The 18,426-nt window shown below is 70.8% G+C and carries 17 protein-coding genes; 14 read left to right on the top strand and 3 right to left on the bottom strand.

Annotated features, from left to right (window positions below; translation table 11 throughout):
- The first annotated feature begins 73 nt into the window (after nucleotides 1–73).
- The 14 genes from sctV (at nucleotide 74) to asnB (ending at nucleotide 15,383) form a co-directional block, all read left to right on the top strand.
- Entirely contained in the window at nucleotides 74–2,290 is a 2,217-nt protein-coding gene (gene sctV, locus BFF94_RS11585) for a type III secretion system export apparatus subunit SctV (protein ID WP_128843447.1), read from the top strand.
- The gene (gene sctS / locus BFF94_RS11580; protein ID WP_128843446.1) at nucleotides 2,287–2,565 is read left to right on the top strand and encodes a type III secretion system export apparatus subunit SctS; all 279 of its coding nucleotides are present in this window, start codon (nucleotides 2,287–2,289) and stop codon (nucleotides 2,563–2,565) included. Before sctV ends, sctS begins: the two co-directional genes overlap by 4 nt.
- On the top strand, nucleotides 2,565–4,610 hold the full coding sequence (gene sctC, locus BFF94_RS11575) for a type III secretion system outer membrane ring subunit SctC (RefSeq protein ID WP_128843445.1): 2,046 nt from the start codon (nucleotides 2,565–2,567) through the stop codon (nucleotides 4,608–4,610). Before sctS ends, sctC begins: the two co-directional genes overlap by 1 nt.
- On the top strand, nucleotides 4,591–5,958 hold the full coding sequence (gene sctD / locus BFF94_RS11570; protein ID WP_219139354.1) for a type III secretion system inner membrane ring subunit SctD: 1,368 nt from the start codon (nucleotides 4,591–4,593) through the stop codon (nucleotides 5,956–5,958). Before sctC ends, sctD begins: the two co-directional genes overlap by 20 nt.
- Nucleotides 5,959–6,099: 141 nt before the next feature.
- Nucleotides 6,100–6,312: a hypothetical protein gene (locus tag BFF94_RS11565; protein ID WP_034180511.1), complete on the top strand. Its 213-nt coding sequence runs from the start codon at nucleotides 6,100–6,102 to the stop codon at nucleotides 6,310–6,312.
- 151 nt (nucleotides 6,313–6,463) lie between these two features.
- Complete coding sequence (locus BFF94_RS11560; protein WP_219139353.1) at nucleotides 6,464–6,940, top strand: hypothetical protein; 477 nt, start codon at nucleotides 6,464–6,466, stop codon at nucleotides 6,938–6,940.
- 52 nt (nucleotides 6,941–6,992) lie between these two features.
- Complete coding sequence (gene sctJ / locus BFF94_RS11555; RefSeq protein ID WP_219139352.1) at nucleotides 6,993–7,880, top strand: type III secretion system inner membrane ring lipoprotein SctJ; 888 nt, start codon at nucleotides 6,993–6,995, stop codon at nucleotides 7,878–7,880.
- The gene (locus BFF94_RS11550) at nucleotides 7,877–8,617 is read left to right on the top strand and encodes a SctK family type III secretion system sorting platform protein (protein ID WP_219139351.1); all 741 of its coding nucleotides are present in this window, start codon (nucleotides 7,877–7,879) and stop codon (nucleotides 8,615–8,617) included. Before sctJ ends, BFF94_RS11550 begins: the two co-directional genes overlap by 4 nt.
- Nucleotides 8,599–9,228 carry a type III secretion system stator protein SctL gene (gene sctL / locus BFF94_RS11545; protein ID WP_027781117.1) on the top strand — a complete coding sequence of 210 codons (630 nt, stop codon included), beginning with the start codon at nucleotides 8,599–8,601 and terminating at the stop codon, nucleotides 9,226–9,228. Before BFF94_RS11550 ends, sctL begins: the two co-directional genes overlap by 19 nt.
- Entirely contained in the window at nucleotides 9,225–10,604 is a 1,380-nt protein-coding gene (locus BFF94_RS11540) for a FliI/YscN family ATPase (RefSeq protein ID WP_219139350.1), read from the top strand. The genes sctL and BFF94_RS11540 overlap by 4 nt, the downstream gene beginning before the upstream one ends.
- A complete protein-coding gene (locus tag BFF94_RS11535; RefSeq protein ID WP_219139349.1) occupies nucleotides 10,597–11,295 on the top strand; it encodes a hypothetical protein in 699 nt (232 codons plus the stop codon). The genes BFF94_RS11540 and BFF94_RS11535 overlap by 8 nt, the downstream gene beginning before the upstream one ends.
- Nucleotides 11,289–12,098, top strand: coding sequence for a type III secretion system export apparatus subunit SctT (gene sctT / locus BFF94_RS11530; protein WP_128847181.1), 810 nt, complete (start codon nucleotides 11,289–11,291; stop codon nucleotides 12,096–12,098). The genes BFF94_RS11535 and sctT overlap by 7 nt, the downstream gene beginning before the upstream one ends.
- A 16-nt stretch (nucleotides 12,099–12,114) precedes the next feature.
- Nucleotides 12,115–13,146 (top strand): EscU/YscU/HrcU family type III secretion system export apparatus switch protein, encoded by a 1,032-nt coding sequence (locus BFF94_RS11525; protein WP_219139348.1) that lies wholly within the window; start codon nucleotides 12,115–12,117, stop codon nucleotides 13,144–13,146.
- Nucleotides 13,147–13,415: 269 nt separating this feature from the next.
- On the top strand, nucleotides 13,416–15,383 hold the full coding sequence (gene asnB, locus BFF94_RS11520) for an asparagine synthase (glutamine-hydrolyzing) (protein WP_219139347.1): 1,968 nt from the start codon (nucleotides 13,416–13,418) through the stop codon (nucleotides 15,381–15,383).
- Nucleotides 15,384–15,485: 102 nt separating this feature from the next.
- Here the strand turns inward: asnB and BFF94_RS11515 are convergent, their stop codons facing one another.
- The 3 genes from BFF94_RS11515 to sctQ are packed head-to-tail and all read right to left on the bottom strand — an operon-like array spanning nucleotide 15,486 to nucleotide 18,109.
- Nucleotides 15,486–16,280: a lytic transglycosylase domain-containing protein gene (locus BFF94_RS11515; RefSeq protein ID WP_219139346.1), complete on the bottom strand. Its 795-nt coding sequence runs from the start codon at nucleotides 16,278–16,280 to the stop codon at nucleotides 15,486–15,488.
- On the bottom strand, nucleotides 16,277–16,951 hold the full coding sequence (gene sctR / locus BFF94_RS11510) for a type III secretion system export apparatus subunit SctR (protein WP_128849306.1): 675 nt from the start codon (nucleotides 16,949–16,951) through the stop codon (nucleotides 16,277–16,279). The genes BFF94_RS11515 and sctR overlap by 4 nt, the downstream gene beginning before the upstream one ends.
- Nucleotides 16,952–16,954: 3 nt before the next feature.
- On the bottom strand, nucleotides 16,955–18,109 hold the full coding sequence (gene sctQ / locus BFF94_RS11505; RefSeq protein ID WP_219139345.1) for a type III secretion system cytoplasmic ring protein SctQ: 1,155 nt from the start codon (nucleotides 18,107–18,109) through the stop codon (nucleotides 16,955–16,957).
- Nucleotides 18,110–18,426: the final 317 nt, after the last annotated feature.

Here is an 18,426-nt window from a genome sequence, read left to right as displayed (position 1 = left end):
CATTCAACGGTCCGCGAGGCAGGGGCAGGATTGCCCGTGCCAGCCGGCGATAACACGACAGGACAACGGCACGATGGCAGAACCGAAGGCGCTCCCCCGCGACTGGCAGCGGTTGTTTTCCGCCGGCCGCGGCGTGTCCGGGCGGCGTCTCGGGGGCGCGTCGCCGCGCGCCGACCTGTTCCTCGCGACGTTCATCGTCTCGGTCGTCGCGCTGTTCATCCTGCCGCTGCCGCAGACCGCGCTCGACGGGATGATCTCGCTGAATCTCGCCGCGAGCGTCGTGCTGCTGACGGTGTCGACCTATGTGCCGTCGGCGGTCAGCTTCTCGTCGTTTCCCGCGCTGCTGCTGTTCACGACGTTGTTCCGGCTCGCGCTGAACATCGCGTCGTGCAAGCTGATCCTGCTGCACGCGAACGCGGGCCACGTGATCGACGCGTTCGGGCGGCTGGTGGTCGGCAACAACGTCGTGGTGGGCGGCGTGGTGTTCCTCGTGATCGCCGTCGTGCAGTTCATCGTGATCGCGAAAGGGTCGGAGCGGGTGGCCGAGGTCGGTGCGCGCTTTTCGCTCGACGCGATGCCGGGCAAGCAGATGAGCATCGACGCGGACTTGCGCGCGGGCATCATCAGCGCCGACGAAGCGCGCGAGCGCCGCGAGAAGCTCGAGCAGGAATCGCAGATGCACGGCGCGATGGACGGCGCGATGAAGTTCGTGAAGGGCGACGCGATCGCGGGCCTCGTGATCGCGTTCATCAACATCGTCGCGGGGATCGCGGTCGGCACGCTGATGCACGGGATGGATATCGGCGAGGCGCTGCAGCGTTACGCGATCCTGACGGTGGGCGACGGGATGGCGTCGCAGATTCCGTCGCTGCTCGTGTCGATCGCGGCCGGCATCGTGACGACGCGCGTCGCGACGCGCGATGCGCGGCAGCGCCAGCTCGGCGAACAGCTCGGCGAGCAACTGGGCGCGCATCCGCGCGCGCTGCTGATCGCGGCGTTCGTGCTGACCGGTTTTCTCGTCGTGCCCGGCTTCCCGAAATGGTCGTTCGCGCTGATCGCGTTCGGCCTCGGCGCGTTCGCGTTCTCGCAGCTCAAACGCAAGACGACCGCGCCGAGCTTCAACCTGATTCATGTCGCGGGACGCATCGGTTCGTCCGACGACGGCCAGCCCGCGAAGGTGTCGCACGCGGCGGGCGTCACGTCGCTGATCGCGGTGTCGCTGTCCGACGACTTGCGCACCACGCTGAACCTCGCGCAACTGCAGGCCGCGCTGTCGAGCGCGAAGGCGCGCGTCGACGCGGACATCGGCACGGTGTTCCCACGCATCACGCTGAGCGACGACGAAGGTGTTGCGGCCGGCACGTACCGCATCTACCTGCAGGACGTACTCGCCGCGCATGGCGCGCTGAAGCCGGGCTGGCTGCTGTGGGACGGCGTCGCGCCGCTGCCCGAGCGCGCGGAGCGCCAGCCGGCCGAGGCGTTCGGCCCGTTCGCGACCGCGCTGTGGATCAAGCCCGACGGCGCCGCGCCGGACGGCAAGTGGCTGTCGAGCGAAAGCGCGCTCGCCGCGCACGTCGAGCAGATCGTGCGCCAGCACGCGGACGAACTGCTGGGCATCCAGGAGACGCAGGCGCTCGTGCATCTCGTGCGCCGCGACCATCCGGAGCTCGTGGGCGAGCTGACGCGGCTGGTGCCGCTGCAGCGCATCACCGAGGTGCTGCGCCGGCTGCTCGCCGAGCAGGTGCCGATCCGCAATTTGCGCGTGATCTTCGAGAGCCTGATCACGTGGGCGCCGAACGAACCCGACGACGTGATCGCGCTGGTCGAGCTGGTGCGCGTCGACCTGCGCCGGATGATTACCGACCGCCATGCGGGCACGACGCGCCAGCTGCGGGTCGTGCTGTTCGAGCAGAACCTGCAGGAGCGGATCGAGAGCGCGGTGATGCGCACGAAGCAGGGCAATTTCCTCGCGCTGTCGAGCGCGGTCAAGCAGGACATCGGCGAGCAGGTGCGCGCGATCGTGCAGGCTGCGCAGGCAGCCGGCGCCGGCGGCCATGGCGGCCACGGCAATACGCAGGGCGCCGTGCGGCTCGCGGTGATGGTCGCGCTCGGCGCGCGCCGCTACGTGAAGACGATCCTGCAGCCCGTGCTGCCGGAACTGGCGGTGCTGTCGTACCAGGAGGTCGAGGAGGACGTGCAGCTGCACACGATCGGCTGGGTGAAGAACCCGCCGGACGACGGCTCGATCGGCGCGGGCGCCGACGTGCGCGTGCCGGGAGTCGTGCAATGACGAGCTCGACGATCCTCGACCTGACGCGCCAGGCGCTGATGCTCGTGCTGCTGCTGTCGCTGCCGATCGTGCTGATCGCCACCGTCACGGGCCTCATCGTCGCGATCCTGCAGGCCGTCACGCAGGTGCAGGACGCCAACATCGGCATCGCGGTGCGGCTGATCGCCGTGATGATCGCACTCGTGCTGCTGTCGGGATGGCTCGGCGGCGAAGTGCTGCGCTTCGCGCAGCAGGCGCTGGAACGCACGTTCGTTTCTTCCACAGGAGTTCTTTGATGCGTCGACGCGTCGCCTCGATCCGGTTTCAACCGCGCAGCCTGCAACGGGCCGCGCTTGCCGTGTGCGCGACCGCGCTGCTCGCGGCGTCGCTGTGCATGGCGCCCGCGCAGCCTGCGCGCGCCGCGGACCTGCGCTGGCGCAACAAGCCGTTCACGATCGTCGCGAACGGCAAGAGGATCGGCGACTTCATCCGCGAGCTCGCGTCGTCGCAGGGCGTGACGGCGGTGGTCGACCCGAAGGTCGACGGCGTGATCAGCGGCCGCTTCTCGGGCACGCCGCAGCAGACGCTCGACACGATCTGCTCGACCTACGGGCTCACGTGGTACTACGACGGCTCGTTCCTGTATGTCGATCCGGCCGACCAGTCGCAGACGCAGATGATCCCGATCCCGCCGAATGTGTCCGGCGAAATCGGCCGCGCGCTGCAGGCGATGCAGATTCCGGACAAGCGCTACACGCTCGTGATCAACGACCGCGCGAACAGCGTGTACGTGGCCGGCCCGCGCCGCTATGTCGAACTCGTGCGGCAGGCGGTCGGCTCGGTCGGCGATCCGTCGGCGAACGGCGCGCATGCGGACATCCGCGCGTTCCGGCTGAGGTACGGCTGGGCGTCGGACTTCACGATCAACCGCTCGGGCAAGGAAGTGACGGTGCCGGGCGTCGCGACGATCCTGCGCCGTCTGTTCGGCAGGGAGGGCGGCGGCACGGCCGCGGCGCCGTCGAGCACGCCGCTCGGGCAGGCCGCACGCCAGGTGAAGCTCGGCTCGGGGCTGACGATCGCGGTGCCGCGCCTCGACTTCCCCGATATCTCCGGCGGCCCGCGTGCGGGCGGCTATTCCGGCGACGGCAGCGCGGGCGGCGGGTTCTCGCCGTTCGCGAACGCCGGCGGCGGCGACACGCTGCCGCAGATCGTCGCCGATCCGGCGATCAACGCGGTGATCGTGCGCGACCTGCCGGAGAACATGTACCGTTACCAGTCGCTGATCAGCCAGCTCGACGAGCGGCCGCGCATCGTCGAGATCAACGTGACGATCATCGACATCAACGAGGATTCGCTCGACAGCCTCGGGATCGACTGGCGCCTGCACACGACGCACGGCGACGTGCAGATCGGCAACGGCCAGAACCCGCTGAACGGCAACACGCAGTACAACGGCGCGGGCAATCCGCCGCTGACGTTCGGCGTCGGCACGTCGGAAACCGGGCAGACGGGCACCTTCCTGCCGACCGGCATCGCGCTGACCGCGTCGATCGGCGGCTCGCTGCGCAACTACCTGCTCACCCGCGTGAACGCGCTCGCGCAGAAGGGGCAGGCGCAGTTGCGTTCGAAGCCGAAGGTGCTCGCGCTCGACAACACCGAGGCGATCCTCGAGAACCTCACGCAGTTCTACGTGCAGGTGCAGGGCTACCAGGATTCGTCGCTGTACAGCGTGACGACCGGCACGAGCATCAAGGTGACGCCGATGATCGTCGACGAGGCGATCCGCAACGCCGCCGCCGTGTCGGGCAATCCGCAGAGCGTGATGATGTCGATCGACATCCAGGACGGCAACGTCGTGCCGGGGCAGGCCGTGTCGAACGTGCCGGTGATCCAGCAGCGCAACATCGTCACCAAGACGATGATCGACGAAGGCAAGAGCCTGCTGATCGCGGGCTTCAACGACGACGAGGTGAGGCTGAACAAGAGCGGCGTGCCCTGGCTGTCCGACATTCCGCTGATCGGCAACCTGTTCAAGTACACCGACAAGTCGGGCAACCACATGGAGCGTTTCTACCTGCTGACGCCGCGCGTGGTGACGACCGCGTCGATGTACGCGCCGGACGGCTCGCCCGTGAACCCGGGCGCCGACGGGCCGGCCAATCCGGAAGGGCTGTCGATGTACCGCCCGCCGGACAACGACGTCGCGGTGCCGCTGACGCCGAGGCCGCTGCCCGGCACGAAGTTCGGCCCGCCCGCGCTGCCGCCGCCGCCCAAGGATGCGGCAGTGCAGCCGGCGGCGACGACCGCAGGAGCTTCCACCCATGTCGACGACCATCATTGACCCGCACGGCGACGGCGCATTGCCCGGCGGCGCGGGAGGCGGCGCCGCCGCGCTCGCGTCGCCGTGGAACCTGTGCTTCCTGAGCGGGCCGATGTATGGCCGCACGATGTCGCTCGCGCGCGGCGCGAACTGGGTCGGCACGGCGGCCGATTGCGAAGTGATCCTGCCCGATCGCGAGATCGGCGCGAAACAGGTGTGCCTGCAGGTCGGCGCGCTCGCGGTGACCGTGCAGGACCACGGCGGCGCGACCGGCGCGCCGGTGCTGTTCAACGACGAACCGCTCGGCGCGGGCCGCCGCTCGATGACGCCGCACGACGTCGTGACGGTCGGCTCGATCCGGCTCGGCATCGCGCGGCATGCGCAGGCGAGCGTCGCGCTGCCCGACGAAGCCGACGCGCCGGATGCCGCGCGCGAGGCCGCGTGGCTCGGCTGGCTCACGGGCGGGCTGCGCCGCCTCGGCAGCCGGCGGCTCGTGATCGCGCTGGTCGCGCTGTGGCTCGGCGTGCTGCTCGGCGCGCTCGGCTACGGCTTCGTCACGTGGTCGGGGCGCCTGCCGTGGCAGCACGAATCGGTGCTCGCGCGCACGCACCGGCTGCAGCAACTGCTGCACGCGTATCCGGAGCTGGCCGTCGCGCCGCGCGACGACGGCGTGATCGTGTCGGGCTACGTGAGCGATCCGGCCGCGCGCGAACGCGTCGCGCAGATCGTCGCGGGCGTCGACAACGCGGCGCTCGGCAACATCTACGTGGTCAGCGATCTGGTCGCGACCGCGCAGACCTATTTCAGCGATACGGCGCTGACGGTTGCGTATCTCGGCCGCGGCAGGATCGAACTGACGGGGGCGGCCGCGCGCGCGCAGATCGAGCCGCGCATCCGCAACTACATGAAGGACGCGCGCCCGGCGCTTGAAGTGGTCGATCACGTGCGCGACGCCGAGGCCGATCCGGCCGCGCCGCGCACGGCGACGACGCTCGGCGGGATGGCGGGAATTCCGGAGATCACGACCGTATTCGCGGGCGACGGCGACCAGCGCTACATCGAGACGGCCGACGGCAGCCGTTATTTCGAAGGCGCGCGGCTGAAGGAGGGGGCGACCGTCGTGTCGATCGGCCCGGACGAAGTCGTGTTCCAGCGCAACGGCCAGCGCATCACGATGCCGCTCGGCGGCCCGTCGTCGAATACACCGGAGCAGGCGCCGGCGCCGCCCGTGCCGCCGCTCGCGAGCGGCGCGGCGGCCGGGGTCGCGCAGCCGGTGCCGGGGCCGACGCTGTTGCCGGATGCGGCGGCGGCCGGTGCGGCGACGGCCGGTGCCGCGGCGGCAGGCGCATCGAAGGAGGCGGCGCACTAGCGCCGCGACAGGTCATGCGCATCGCGCGGCGCGCGGTGCGTGCATTACGCGGGGCGTCGCGAGGGTGCGGCGGCTCACGTCGCCGGCGGGGCATGGGGCTGCCGCCGGAAGGTGGATGAAGTTCACGTTAAGGAGCGCAACATGGGTACGCAGGCAGCAGGTGGTGCAACCAACACGAACCAGGTCCAGCAGCAGGCCGACGACCTGACCAAGACGCAGCTCGAACTGACGAAGATCAACTTCCAGGTCCAGCAGTCGACCGCGACGTTCGAAACCAGCAACGCGGTGACCGCGCAGGAGGGGACGGCGAACGCCCAGGTTGCGCAACACCTGAGCTCGGCCGGCCGCGCATGACGCCGGCCGCCGGCCGCGCCGTGCGACGCCGCGCGCCGGGCCTGCCCGCGAAGGGCGCCCGGCGGCGGCTGTGCGCGTGCCGGCCGGCTCGTTCCGGGCGGGCCCGACCGATCATCCGGTCCGGCGTCCGCTTCTCAAGGAGGGCATGGACATGTCAGTGACAGGCGTAGGCGCGGCGCCGCCGGGCGCGGCCGCGCTCGCGGGCGCCGCGCAGCAAACGGGCACGGCGTCCGATCCGGCGCAGGTGCGCCAGTTCGACGCGCTGATGCAGCCGGGCGCATCGCCGGCCGCGCCGCCGTCCGCGTCGGGCGTCGCGATGTCGCGCGCACCGGCGGATGCGGCGCCGGCCGTGCAGATGACGCCCGCGCAGGCGAACCAGTCGTCGCTCGTCGAGCGGTTGCGCACCTACGGCAACGATCTCGACACGCGGTACGCGAACATCGACAAGCATCGCAGCGAGATGCTGACGTCGATGGCGGACAACCGCAGCGATCCGATGATGACGATGGTGAAGGCGATGGATTTCCAGTGGACGGCGACCACCACGATTTCGGAATACCAGTTGAGCCTGTCGGTCGCGCAGGCGGCGAACGGCTTCACGCATACGGTGCTGAAGACGCAGGAGTGATGGCGTGCGCGCGTGCCGCATACGGCCGCACTCACACGGAAGCGGACAAACAATGACGACGATCGATTCGACGCCGCGCGCGCATGCGTGGCGCAGCCGGGCGGCGCGTGCGCTGCTCGCGGGGCTGCTCGTGCTGCTGGCCGGGTGCCAGAAGGAGCTGTACTCGGGCCTGTCGGAGCGCGATGCGAACCAGATGGTCGCGGTGCTCGGCGACGCGGGCATCAGCGCGTCGAAGGACAACGACGCGCGCGACACGTCGGACCGCAACGCATGGCTGGTGAGCGTCGCGGACGGCGACATGCAGTCGGCGCTCACGGTGCTGCAGGCGAACGGGCTGCCGAAGCCGAGCTATGCGAGCCTCGGCGAACTGTTCCAGAAGCAGGGCCTCGTATCGACGCCGGCCGAGGAGCGCGTGCGCTACCTGTACGGCGTGTCGCAGGACCTGTCGCGCACGCTGCAGGACGTCGAGGGCGTGGTCGTCGCGCGCGTGCAGGTCGTGATTCCGGAGAACGATCCGCTCGCGGACAAGATCAAGCCGTCGTCGGCGGCCGTGTATATCCGCTACCGGCCGGGCGTCGACCTGCGTGCGATGGCGCCGATGGTCAAGGATCTCGTCGCGCACAGCATCGAAGGGCTGCAGTACGACAACGTGTCGCTGTTCCTGCAGCCGGCCGCCGCGCGCGCGACGCGCGTGGACGGGATCGGCAGCGCGGTAACCGATATCGTGCGGCTGCGCTCGCCGCTCGGCTGGCTCGTGTTCGCGCTGATCCTGCTGACCTGCGCGGTGATCGCGCTGTCGGCCGCGCGGCGCGGGATGTTCGGCGCGCGGCTCGCGGGCCTGCTTGGCGCGCCGCGCGGGTCGAACGGCGCCGGCGGCGCGTCCGCGCAGCCGTCCGGCGGCGGGCTGCGCACGCCGGACGGCGCGCGCGACGGCGCATGAGCGATCCGCACGCGCCACCGCCGGGCGACATGCCCGACGCCGCGCCGCTGCCGTGGCTGCAGCCGCTCGGGCCGCCGCCCGCGGCACGCCGTGTCGCGTTTCATGCGCTCGTCTGCGACTTCAACCTGCGGCCCGACCGCTATCTGCACGTGACGCGCGTGCCGGCCGACTGGCCCGCGCGCTACCGTTCGCCGGACGCGTTCGGCGCGGCCGGCCGCAAGCTGCTCGCGCGGCACCTGCTCGATGCGAACGGCGTGGCCGGCCGGCACGACTTCGACGTCGCGAACCCGTGCGCGCGGCTCGCACTGCTGCCGGGCGCGGCGCTCGAGCAACTGGCCGCGTATGCGGGGCTGCTGCTGCATCGCACGTGGCTGCGCGACGCGCTGGCCGTGCGGCGCATCCGCGCCGAAGTCGCGGCGAGGCTGGGCGGCGACGCGCTGGAACTCGCGCTCGAACGCGCGCCGGAATTCGGCGCGCTCGCCGAAACGCTCGAGCCGTGGCGTGCCGATCCCGTCGCGCTGCCGGCCGTGATCCGCGCGCGCGGCGGCCGGCTGCTCGCGGATTTCATCGGCGTGGCGGGCGACGCGGTCGCGCGGCGCGCGCGCCTGAAATTCAATCGCGCGATCGACGACGAAGCGCCTTACTGGCTGAACCGCGCGCAGCGCGATCAGTTCGGCGAACTGATGTTCCTGTTTCTGATTCCCGAGAGGCTTGCGTCATGGGACTGGCTTTTCTGATCACGAGCGACAACCTGCAGCTGCTGTCGGAGCGCAAGGTGCTCAAGGAGCGCGAATACGCGGCGCTGCTCGACGCGTCCGCGGTGATCGCGACCGCGCATGAGGAGGCCGCGCGCATCGTCGCGGATGCGCAGCGCGAATTCGACAAGCGCCAGGCGGCCGGCTACGACGAAGGCATGCGCCGCGCGCAGCGCGAGCAGGCCGCGCAGGCCTACACGCAGGCGCTCGCCGCCACGCGCACGATGGAGACGATGAAGGATGCGATGGCCGATATCGTCGTGAAGGCCGTGCGCGCGATCGTCGGCGAGATGAGCACGCAGAAGCTGTACGAGGCCGCGCTCGCGCGGATCGCGCCGCTCGTGCGCGACGAGGCGTTCCTGATCGTGCGCATCGCGCCCGGCCGCACGGACGAGATGCGCGACGCGCTCGACGGCGCGTTCGCGGGGCAGTCGAACCGGCAGAAGATCCGCATCGTCGAGGACGCGCAGCTCGAACGCCACGCATGCACGGTCGAGACGCCGTCAGGGCGCATCGATGCGAGCCTCGACCTGCAGATCGACGCGCTGCGGCAAGCGATCCGCCGCGACGCGCTGAAGGGCGCCGCGCGATGAACGCGCCGCTCGACGATCCGCAGCCGTTCGGTAGCGACGACGACGGCGCGCCGTTCGATCGCGGCCGTCTCGTCGGCGAACTCGACGCGGGGCTCGCGTTCTTCTCGCCGGTGTCGGTGCAGGGCCGCGTCAATCACGCGGTCGGGCAGATCCTGAACGCGACGGGCATCCGCGCGCGGCTCGGCGAAATCTGCGAGCTGCGCACGCCGAACCAGCCGACGCTGCTCGCCGAGGTGGTCGGCTTCTCGCGGCAGACGACGCTGCTCACGCCGCTCGGCGACGTGGCCGGCCTGTCGCCGGAGACGACCGTCGTGCCGTCCGGGCGCGAACATGTATTCCCGGTGGGCGAAGGGCTGTTCGGCCGCGTGCTCGATGGGCTCGGCCGCCCGCTCGACGATCGCGGGCCCGTGACGGGCGCCGCGTGGGTGTCGACGCAGCAGGACCCGCCGAATCCGCTCGCGCGCAAGATGATCGACACGCCGTTTCCGACCGGCGTGCGCGTGATCGACGGCTTGATGACGCTCGGCATCGGGCAGCGCGTCGGCATCTTCGCGCCGTCCGGCGTCGGCAAAAGTACGCTGCTCGGGATGATCGCGCGCGGCGCGCAGGCCGACGTGATCGTGATCGCGCTCGTCGGAGAACGCGGCCGCGAGGTGCGCGAATTCATCGAGCACAGCCTGTCGCCGGAAGTGCGCGCACGTTCGATCGTCGTCGTGTCGACGTCCGATCGTCCTGCGATGGAGCGCGTGAAATCCGCACTGGTCGCGACCGCGATTGCCGAGCACTTTCGCGATGCGGGCAAGCGCGTGCTGCTGCTGGTCGATTCGCTGACGCGTTTCGCGCGCGCGCAGCGCGAGGTCGGCCTCGCGAGCGGCGAGCCGCCGACGCGCCGCAGCTTTCCGCCGTCGACGTTCGCGGTGCTGCCGCGCCTGCTGGAGCGCGCGGGGCAGGGCGCGAGCGGGTCGATCACCGCGCTCTACACGGTGCTCGTCGAAGGCGACGAGGAATCGGATCCGATCGCCGAGGAAGTGCGCTCGATCCTCGACGGCCATATCGTGCTGTCGCGCAAGATCGCGCTCGCGAACCGCTATCCGGCGATCGACGTGCTCGCGAGCCTGTCGCGCGTGATGCCGCTCGTCGCCGGCCGCGCGCACCAGCATGCGGCCGCGCGCGTGCGCGAGCTGATCGCGAAGTACCAGGAGATCGAGCTGCTCGTGCAGATCGGCGAGTATCGCGAAGGCAGCGACCGGCTCGGCGATCTCGCGCTGCGCGCGCGCGACGCGATCGGCGCGTTCTGCGCGCAGGCGTCGGACGAGGACGTGCGCTTCGACGCGCTGCTCGCGAAGCTGACGAAGCTGGCGAACGATCATGTCTGAAGCCGACGATCGCCTCGTGCTCGCGACGCTCGCGCGCCTGAAGCGCGTGCGCGAGATGCGCAGCCAGATCGCGCGCGTCGCGGCCGCGCGCCAGCAGGGCATCGCCGCGCAGAGCCGTCATGCGCTTGCCGCCGCGCAGGCGCAACTCGCGCAGCAGGTCGCGGCGAAGGCCGCGATCCAGACGCGGCTCGCCGACGACGTGCGCGAAGCGCGCGCGCTGCAGAACGCGGCGGCCGACACGCGCACCTTCGACCGGCACATCGGCACCGCGAATGCGTCGGTGAGCGAGGCCGCGCACGTGCACCGCGGCCACGAGGCGACGCTCGCCGACCTGCAGCGTGCCGCGCGCAAGGCGAAGGCCGCCGAGGACAAGCTGGAGAAGGCCGGCGAGAAGGCGCTGCACGCGCGCGCCGCGCGGGTCGAGCGCGATGCCGACGAAGTCGCGGACGGCTACGCGGTGCGGCGCTTCGCGACGGCCGGCGCATGGGCGGCCGGGGCCGCGGCGGGCGGCTCGGGTGACGCGGGCGGCCACGCGGCCGCGCAGCCCGAAGCGGCCGCCGCGTTCGATGCCGAGATGGCCGCGCAGCCGGCCGATGCGGAAAACGGCGTGGCCGACCCGAACGACTCGGCCGCTCCGGCCGACGATGCCGACGATAGCGCACCGCCTGCCGCCGCGGAGCGCCGATGCTAGACCAGGCCGCGGGTTTCAACGACGTCGCCGGCATGCTGCGGCCGCTGCTCTATGTGATGCCGCGCCTGTTGCCGATCATGTTCGTCGTGCCGGTGTTCAACGAGCAGATCATCACGGGCCTCGTGCGCAACGGGATCGCGGTCGTGATCGCCGCGTTCGTCGCGCCGGCGATCGACGCCGCGCAGGTGGCCGCGCTGCCGTTCCTGATGTGGTGCTTGCTCGTCGCGAAGGAGGCGGTGGTCGGCATGCTGCTCGCGGGCGCGTTCAGCGCGGTGCTGTTCGCGATCCAGGGCGTCGGCTACCTGATCGATTTCCAGACCGGCAGCGGCAGCGCCGCGTTCTTCGATCCGATGGGCGGGCACGAAGGCGGCCCGACCTCGGGCTTCCTCAATTTCGTCGCGATCGCGCTGTTCGTCACGGCGGGCGGATTGCAGGTGCTCGTGCAACTGTTCGCGCAGTCGTACGCATGGTGGCCGATCGGCTCGCTCGGCCCCGATTTCTCGTCGATGCTGCAGACCTTCGTCGTGCGGCAGACCGACACGATCTTCGAATGGATGGTGAAGCTCGCCGCGCCGGTCACGATCGTGCTGGTGCTCGTCGAGCTCGGCGTCGGCCTCGTCGGGCGCGCGGTGCCGCAGCTCAACATCTTCGTGTTCTCGCAGCCGCTGAAGAGCGCGCTCGCGCTGCTGATGATGATGCTGTTCCTGCCGGTGGTGTACGCGTCGCTGCATTCGCTGCTGAGCCCCGACAGCGGGCTGATGGCGCTGTTGCGCGCGCTGTTCGCCGCGCACGGCGGCGGCTGAGCGCACCGGAGCCGACATGGCCGAAAAGGACCAGATGCCGACCGCGAAGCGCCTGCGCGAGGCGCGCGAGAAAGGCGATGTGCCGAAAAGCGCGGAAACGGTTTCGTCGGCGTTCTTCGTCGGCGTTTGCGTTGCGCTCGCGGTGGGCATCGGTTCGCTGTTCGCGCGGCTGCAGGCGCTGTTCCGTCTGGTGTTCGACGCGGTCGGCGCGGCCGATCCGTCCGCGCGGCTCGCGGTGCTGATCGACGGCGCCGCGCGCGACTGGGCGACGCTGTCCGCGCAGATCGTCGCGGCCGGGCTGCTGGCGGGGCTGCTCGCGGGTTTCGTGCAGGTGGGCGGCGTGATGGCGTGGAGCCGCCTCGTGCCGCAGCTGTCGCGGCTCAACCCGGCCGAGGGGATGAAGAATCTGTGGTCGCTGCGCAACCTCGTCAATCTCGCGAAGATGCTGCTGAAGACGGCGCTGCTCGTCGCGACGCTCGGCTGGCTGATCGTCGAGTCGCTCGATCCGTCCGTGCAGTCGGGCTTCACGCGGCCGATCTCGATTCTCGCGCTGATCGTGAAGCTGCTGATGCTGCTGTTCGGGTGGGCCGCGCTGATCTACATCGTGATGGCGCTGATCGACATCGTGCACCAGCGGCACGAGTTCAACCAGAAGATGAAGATGTCGATCGACGAAGTGCGGCGCGAGCACAAGGAGGACGAAGGCGATCCGCATATCGAGGCGAAGCGCCGGCAGCTCGCGCGCGAAGCGCAGTTCGCGTCGCTGCCCGACCGGATCGGCTACGCGTCGGTGGTCGTCTATTCGCCGCGCGTCGCGGTCGCGCTCTACTACGGCGGGATAGGTTCGCTGCCGTGGGTGCTCGCGCGCGGCGAGGGCGACGCGGCCGAGCGGATCGTGCGGCTCGCCCGCGACGCGCTGCGCCCGACGCTCGCGAACGTCGGGCTCGCGCAGGCGCTGTACGAGACGACGCCCGAGAACGGCACGATCCAGCCGCAGCATTTCCGCGAGGTCGCGCAGTTGCTGAAATGGGCGACCGGCGCGGGGTGACATGCGTCGCGGCGGACCCGCCGGCATGCTGCCCTTTTTTCCACTCCGCAGGCCGGGCCTGCCATCCGCCCCGATCTGATATGACCCCGTTGCGCGATCATGCGCTCACGGCGCTTGACGACAATTTTTTTTCGGCGGTGGTCGGCATTCACCGGTGAATTATTGCTGATTTATTTCTTCGTAATATGGCCCGACCGGTCACGCCGGACGGCGGGCCGCGAGGTTGTGCCGTGCGTGACGGAACAGGTCAACAGGGGCAGACAAATCAAATGTGCGGAATCGACGGCTTTTTGAATAGCGTCGCCATCGATGAGGAGACAGCGCGCGGCACGCTCGCGCGCATGACGGCGAGCCTCGCGCATCGCGGGCCGGACGGGCAGGGGATCTGGGTCGACCCGGAAGCCGGCATTGCGCTCGGCCACCGGCGGCTGGCGATCGTCGACCTGTCGGTGCACGGCCGACAGCCGATGGCATCTGCGTGCGGCCGCTACGTCATGGTCTTCAACGGCGAAATCTACAACCATCGCGAACTGCGCGCGGAGCTCGAGCGCGCGGGGCGCGCACCGGCGTGGCGCGGCCACTCCGACAGCGAGGTGCTGATCGCGGCGATCGTCGCGTGGGGTGTCGAGGCAACGTTGCGGCGCGCGACCGGCATGTTCGCGTTCGCGCTGTGGAATCGCGAGTCGCGGGTGCTGACGCTCGCGCGCGACCGGATCGGCGAGAAGCCGCTCTACTACGGCCGGATCGGCGACGCGCTCGTGTTCGCGTCCGAGCTGAAGGCGCTGCGCGGCTATCCGGGCTTCGACGGCACGGTCGACCGCGACGCGCTGTGCCTGTACCTGCGCCAGTCGAGCGTACCCGCGCCTTACACGATCTACCGCGGTATCCACAAGCTGCCGCCCGGCACGTATATCCAGTTCGAGCATGCGCGCGACACGCCGCGCCCGCGCGCGTACTGGACGCTCGAACAGGCGATCGAGGACGGTCGCGCGCAGCCGTTCGAGGGCAGCGCCGACGAGGCCGTCGGGCAGCTCGACACGATCCTGCGCCAGGCCGTCGCGCGGCAGATGGAAGCCGACGTGCCGCTCGGCGCGTTCCTGTCGGGCGGCGTCGATTCGTCGGCGATCGTCGCGCTGATGCAGGCGCAATCGGCGACGCCGGTCGATACGTTTACGATCGGCTTTCATGAAGCCGGCTACGACGAAGCCGGTTACGCGAAAGCCGTCGCGCGCCATCTCGGCACGCGCCATACCGAGCTCTACGTGACGGCCGACCATGCGCTCGACGTCGTGCCGAAGCTGCCGTCGATCTACGACGAGCCATTCTCCGATGCGTCGCAGATCCCGACCTTTCTCGTGTCGGAAATGACGCGCCGGCACGTGAAGGTGAGCCTGTCCGGCGACGGCGGCGACGAGCTGTTCGGCGGCTATACGCGCTACTTCCTGACGCCGCGCCTGTGGCGCAAGCTGCATCGCGTGCCGGCCGCCGTGCGCGCGCGGATTGCCGCCGCGCTGCATGCGTTGCGGCCCGATCACGCGGACCAGCTCGCGGCCGTCGCGCAGGGGGCGTGGGGCGGCGTTGAGGCCCGCGAATCGGCGTCGCGCATCGGCGATCGCCTGCACAAGCTCGGCCACGTGATGACGGCGGAGAGCCGCATCGGGCTGTACCGGTTGCTGATGTCGTCGGTGCATCATCCCGAGCGCATCGCGCTGTCGGGGCAGGAGCCGCCGACGCCGCTCGATACGGTGTCCGCGTGGCCCGCGCACCTGAGCTTCGCCGAGCAGGCGATGGCGATCGACACGCTCACGTACCTGCCGACCGACATCCTCGCGAAGGTCGATCGCGCGGCGATGGCCGTCAGCCTCGAAACGCGCATGCCGTTCCTCGATCATCACGTCGTCGAATTCGCGTGGCGGGTGCCGGCGGCGGTGCGCTTGCCGGAAGGGCAGTCGAAGGCGCTGCTGCGCCGGCTGCTCGACCGGTACGTGCCGTCCGCGCTGATCGACCGGCCGAAGCAGGGCTTCTGCGCGCCCGTCGACCACTGGCTGCGCGGCTCGCTGCGCGACTGGGCCGAAGCGCTGCTGCGGCCGTCGCGCTTGCGCGAGGAGGGTTTCTTCGACGCGGCGGCGGTCGAGCGCCTGTGGCGGCAGCACCAGACGGGCCGGATGAACTGGCAGCACCAGCTGTGGACGGTGCTGATGTTCCAGGCGTGGCTGGAGGCGCAGCGGGCGGGGTGACGGAATCGTCACGCCCGCCGGCGATGGCGCGCGGCGGGCCGGCCTTCAGCCGACGACGAGCGGCGTGCCGATCGGCAAGTGGGCGGGATCGCGGGCACGGGCTTACTGCTGGTCGAGACACCGCACGCACAGCCGCTTCGCCTGGTTCGCCGGCAGCCCGCGGCACATCATCACCACCGGGCGCGCATGACACGACGGCGCATCGGCGGACGCGGCGGGCGATGCCAGCCGGCGCGCGGGCTCGGGCGGCGTGGCGGCGACCGCGGCCATGCGCCGTTGGCGCTCGGGCGGCGGCGTGTCGCTCACGACGGGAATCGGTTCGACGCCGCCTTCGCGCGCATTGCGCTGCGCACTTGCGACGACGCGGCTCACATAGCCGCTCGAGAAGCCGGTCGTGAAGTTGCCGCTGTAGTAGCACGACAGCGCCGCGCGCAACGCGGCCTGCGCGGCGCGGCCGTTGCCCGACGAGCGCGTGAAGCATTCGGTCAGGATCGCGCCGCCGGCCTGCAGGTTGCGGCATGGCTCGAACATCGTCGCTTCGTCTAGCCCGTATTTCGCGAAATTGCGCTCGTTCACCTGCGCGAGGCCGACGCTGTAGCTGAAGCCGCGCGACGAGAGTTCGCGCGCGGTCGCGCGCGCCTCGTCGAGCGACGCGGGCTGGCGCGTCAGGTGGCCGCCGACCACGCCGATCGCATATGGATTGAAGCCCGACTCGGTGCGTACGAGCGCGGCGAGCGTATCGGTGTCGACGTTCGGCGCGCACGCGCGCGCGAGTTGCGCGAAACCGGCGCCGCTGCCGCCGGCCGCCTGCGCGATACGCGGCGGCATGCAGGCCAGCGCGAGCGCGGCCAGCGTGCACAGGCACGCGGCGGCGGTGCGCAGGCCGCGCGCATTCATCCCGCGCCCGCGACGCGGTACGACAGCACGAGCCCGTGCACGAGCAGCGCCCAGCCGTCGAGCGCGACGAACAGCAGCAGCTTGAACGGTACCGAGATCGTCGTCGGCGAGATCATCTGCATCCCGAGCGCGAGCAGGATGTTCGCGACCAGCAGGTCGACGACGATGAACACGATATAGATCACGAAGCCGATCTGGAACGCCTTCGTCAGCTCGGCGAGCGTGAAGCTCGGCACCAGCACGAGCAGGTCGTCGTCCTTCATGCCGTCCGCGCGGTTCTTCGGCCAGACCGACGTTGCGGTGTGCACGAAGAATTCGCGGTCGCGCTGCCGCGTGTGCGACACCAGGAAATCCTTGATCGGCGGCAGCGCGGCATCGACGAGCGCGCCGACGTCGGCGGTCGACAGTTGTCCCGACGCATCGAAATGGCGCGCCTGCAGCGCGTCGCGGATCGACATCCCGACGGGCGCCATGATGAACAGCGACAGGATCAGCGCGATGCCGTTCAGCACCAGGTTCGGCGGCACCTGCTGGATCCCGAGCGCGGAGCGCAACAGGCCGAGCACGACCACGAGCTTCGTGTAGCTCGTCACCATCAGCGCGGCGAACGGCGCGATGCCGAGCGCGGCGATCACCGCGATCAGCGCGACCGGATTCGGCAGGTTGCCCATCGCTCAGCGCTCGCGCGGCACGGGTTGCGTCAGCGTGACGACGCGCACGCCGAGCTTCTGGCCGACCGCGATCAGGTGCCCGGTGCCGATCAACATTCCGTTCGCGACGAGATGAATCACGCTCTGGTTGATGCCTTGCTGCAGCTCGATCACGGCGCCCGGCTGCAGCGCGCCCAGTTCGCCGAGCGGCATCGACGTGGGCGGCAGCTCGAAGCGCAGGTCGACCGCGAGGCCGTCGAGCGTGCGTGGCGCATCGGCGGGCGGCGCGTCGTGCGTCGTTGCGGGCGCGGTGTCGGTGCGGTTCGGTTCCAAAGGCATCTCCCTGATTCGTTCGACGGTCAGCCGGCTGCCCGACGGCCGTCCGGTGATCTCCCATGCCGGCGCGGCCGGCAGCCGCGCGACGCACAGCAGGTTCTGCTCGTGCGCCTGCCAGCGCTCGATCGCGATGATGTCGCCGCCGACGACATCGGCCAGTTCGGCCGTCGTCAGCTCGGTGCGGCCGATCTCGAACACGAGCGGCACGGGCAGGTTCGCGTAGGCCGCGCGCGCGTCGGCGAGCGCGGCCGGCGCGGCCGCGAAGAACACGGCCAGCGCATCCGGCGCGTCGAACAGCAGCGCGCCGTGGCAGCGCCATGCGGCGTCGGCGCGCCGCAGCTCGAAGCGCAGCGCGGCCGGCGACGCGCGCCATGCGGGCACGCTTTCGGGCGGCGGCAGCAGTTCCACGCGCTGCCGCGTCGCGGCCTGCAGCACGGCCGCGAGCGGCGTGCACAGATCGGCGAGCAGCGCCGCGCGGATCACGGCCGGCACGGCCGGATCGGCCGCGTCGCCGAGCCATTCCGTTTCCGCGACCGGATCGATCCACAGCGTGCCGGTGGCCGGACCGACGACGAAGCGGTACGCATGCGCATCGGCGGCCGGCTCGGCGTCGACGCGCCAGCGCACTTCGTATGCCTGTTCGCCGAGCGTGACCGGGACGGCGCCCGTCGCGCCGTACGCGTGCGACAGCCCGCGCGCGGCGGCGGCGGACAGGCGCGGCAGGTAGGGCGACGCGTCGAGCGCGACCGCGGCCGGCGCAGCGGCGGGCGGCACGGAAGCGGCGGGCATGGCCCGGTTCGCGGCGTCGCCGGCGTCGGCATTCGTCAGGAACAGCGCAGGCACGGCGGGATCGGGGCGGATTCGGCGTTGGTTCGACGGGTTGTTGTGGGGCCGGTGGCGCGGAGGGGCGCCCGGCTGCTGCGTCGATTGTAGGGACGGCAATGGCCGTGTGCCGCGCCGGAATCCGTAGTCGTGCGCATCGTGCGGCGACGGCGGGAGCGGGGCGCTACGAAGCGTGGCGGCGGGGTTGCGCGGCGGCCGGCGGCCAAAAGCAACCGCCGCCCGGAGGCGGCGGTCGGGTCGCGACTGGCTGGCGGGCCGGGCGGCATGCAGGCCGCGCCCGACGGGCGGGCCGCGAGCGGGCGGCGCGCGGGTGAATC

This window comes from Burkholderia catarinensis (assembly GCF_001883705.2).
Lineage (GTDB): Bacteria > Pseudomonadota > Gammaproteobacteria > Burkholderiales > Burkholderiaceae > Burkholderia > Burkholderia catarinensis.
Note: the sequence above shows the minus strand (reverse complement) of the source record. Positions and strands in the feature narration are given on the sequence as shown.